This window comes from Streptomyces niveiscabiei (assembly GCF_001419795.1).
Lineage (GTDB): Bacteria > Actinomycetota > Actinomycetes > Streptomycetales > Streptomycetaceae > Streptomyces > Streptomyces niveiscabiei.
In genome coordinates this window covers 1-2,468 of record NZ_LIRL01000536.1, presented here as the reverse complement: position 1 = coordinate 2,468, position 2,468 = coordinate 1, and the positions used below count along the sequence as shown (strand labels likewise).

Annotated in this window: 3 protein-coding genes and 1 riboswitch; of the genes, 2 read left to right on the top strand and 1 reads right to left on the bottom strand. The window is 70.9% G+C overall.

Going from position 1 to position 2,468, the window contains the following annotated elements:
- Positions 1-78: 78 nt before the first annotated feature.
- Complete coding sequence (locus tag AOK24_RS25375) at positions 79-267, top strand: hypothetical protein (RefSeq protein ID WP_055722388.1); 189 nt, start codon at positions 79-81, stop codon at positions 265-267.
- Positions 268-271: 4 nt separating this feature from the next.
- Positions 272-360: riboswitch (ZMP/ZTP riboswitch) on the top strand.
- Positions 361-397: 37 nt separating this feature from the next.
- Entirely contained in the window at positions 398-1,843 is a 1,446-nt protein-coding gene (locus tag AOK24_RS25370; protein ID WP_055722387.1) for a glycine hydroxymethyltransferase, read from the top strand.
- Positions 1,844-1,902: 59 nt separating this feature from the next.
- On the opposite strand, the gene AOK24_RS25365 is transcribed toward AOK24_RS25370, so the two are convergent.
- Positions 1,903-2,468, bottom strand: a 566-nt coding sequence (locus AOK24_RS25365) for an aminotransferase class I/II-fold pyridoxal phosphate-dependent enzyme (protein ID WP_159051977.1), incomplete at its 5' end; no start/stop codon positions are given.

Genomic DNA, 2,468 nt, shown 5'->3' with positions numbered 1-2,468 from the left:
TGTTGAGGCTTTCCGGCGATCCCTCAGGGCAGATCGCCGGAAAGTCTCACAGGGCGCGTCAATGAAACGATAGAAGGCATGACGACCGCGAAATTCGTGCTCGAAGTCTCCGTCGACCCCGAACGCCCCGTCGAGGAGCTCGGGCGGATCCTGCGTTACTGGGGCGGCAACCTCCACCACTACGGGCTGGAACCCGGTGACGGGAGTGCCGTGTACGACTCCGCGTACCGGGAAGTGGGCCGGTGGCGGATCGAGGGCACCGGGTAGGCTGGCCGAGGGCCGTGACTGGCGCGCTGGGATGGGACCGACCATCGGGGAGCGGCCCGGAGTGACCGAGTGCCGTGCGCCTGGGCCGAACCTGAACGCCGAACGCCGTAGCCCTACGTCCGGAGGTCTCATGTCCGAGCCCCTGTCCACCCAGTCCACCGCTTTCCGCGCCGCCCTCGATGTCATCCGCGCGGTCGAGCCGCGGGTGGCCGACGCGATCGGCCAGGAGGTCCACGACCAGCGCGAGATGCTGAAGCTGATCGCGTCCGAGAACTACGCGTCTCCGGCGACGCTGCTGGCCATGGGGAACTGGTTCAGCGACAAGTACGCGGAGGGGACGGTCGGGCGGCGCTTCTACGCCGGGTGCCGGAACGTCGACACGGTCGAGTCGCTGGCCGCCGAGCACGCGCGCGAGCTGTTCGGGGCGCGGCACGCGTACGTCCAGCCGCACTCCGGGATCGATGCCAACCTCGTCGCCTTCTGGGCCGTCCTCGCCGACCGCGTCGAGGTGCCGTTCCTGGAGAAGACCGGCGTCCGCCAGATCAACGACCTCTCCGAGGCGGACTGGGCCGAGCTGCGCCAGGCTTTCGGCAACCAGCGCATGCTGGGCATGTCCCTCGACGCGGGCGGCCACCTCACGCACGGCTTCCGCCCCAACATCTCCGGCAAGATGTTCGACCAGCGCTCCTACGGCACGGACCCCGCGACCGGCCTCATCGACTACGACGCGCTGCGCGCCCAGGCGCGTGAGTTCAAGCCGCTGATCCTGGTCGCCGGGTACTCCGCGTACCCGCGCCTCGTGAACTTCCGCGTCATGCGGGAGATCGCGGACGAGGTCGGCGCGACCCTCATGGTCGACATGGCCCACTTCGCCGGCCTCGTCGCGGGCAAGGTCCTCACCGGCGACTTCGACCCGGTGCCGCACGCGCAGATCGTCACGACGACCACCCACAAGTCCCTGCGCGGCCCGCGCGGCGGCATGGTCCTGTGCGACGACTCCCTCAAGGACCAGGTCGACCGGGGCTGCCCGATGGTCCTCGGCGGTCCCCTCCCCCACGTCATGGCCGCCAAGGCGGTCGCCCTGGCCGAGGCCCGCCGGCCGTCCTTCCAGGACTACGCCCAGCGCATCGTGGACAACTCCCGGGCGCTGGCGGAGGGCCTCATGCGCCGGGGCGCGACCCTGGTCACGGGCGGCACGGACAACCACCTCAACCTCATCGACGTATCCACCTCGTACGGCCTCACCGGCCGCCAGGCGGAAGCGGCTCTGTTGGACTCCGGCATCGTCACCAACCGCAACGCCATCCCCGCCGACCCGAACGGCGCCTGGTACACCTCCGGCATCCGCATCGGCACGCCCGCCCTGACGACCCGCGGCCTCGGCACGTCCGAGATGGACGAGGTCGCCGGCCTCATCGACCGCGTCCTCACGGCGACCCAGCAGGGCACCACCAAGTCGGGCGCGGTCTCCAAGGCGGCGCACGTCCTGGACACCAAGGTCTCCGAGGAGATCGCCCAGCGCGCGACGGACCTCGTCCAGGGCTTCCCGCTGTACCCGGAGATCGACCTGGGCTGAAAGACCTGACCGAAGCTCCGTCGCCGGAGTCGCCTTCCTGCGACGGAGCTTCGTGCTGCTCACGGCAGCACCCTGCACAGCGCCGCCAGCGCCGCAGGCCACGTGTGGTCCGACGGTGTGCCGTACCCGACGACGAGGGCGTCGCGGGATGTGGTGAGGGTCGCGTGGCGGAAGCGGGTCAGGCCGTAGAGGGCGAGGCTCTGCCAGGCTGCCGCGTGGATGACGGAGTGTTCCGTGCCCGGGGGGAGGCTGAGGACGGCGTGGAGGCCGGCGGCGATGCCGGTGACGCGGACGTCGGGGGCGTGGGTGGTGACGGCGGTGACGAGGTCGTCGCGGCGGCGCCGGTAGCGGAGGCGGGAGGCGCGTACGTGGCGGTCGTAGGCGCCGGAGTCGATGAACTCGGCGAGGGTGAGCTGTTCTAGGGCGCTGGTCGATTGGGCGCCGTTGAGGCGGGCCGCTTCGGCCGTGAGGGACGGGGGGAGGACGAGCCAGGCGATGCGCAGGCCGGGGGCGAGGGACTTGCTGGCGGTGCCGAGGTAGACGACGTGGTCGGGGGCGAGGTCCTGGAGCGCGCCGACCTGCTGCCGGTCGTAGCGGAACTCGCCGTCGTAGTCGTCCTCCAGGA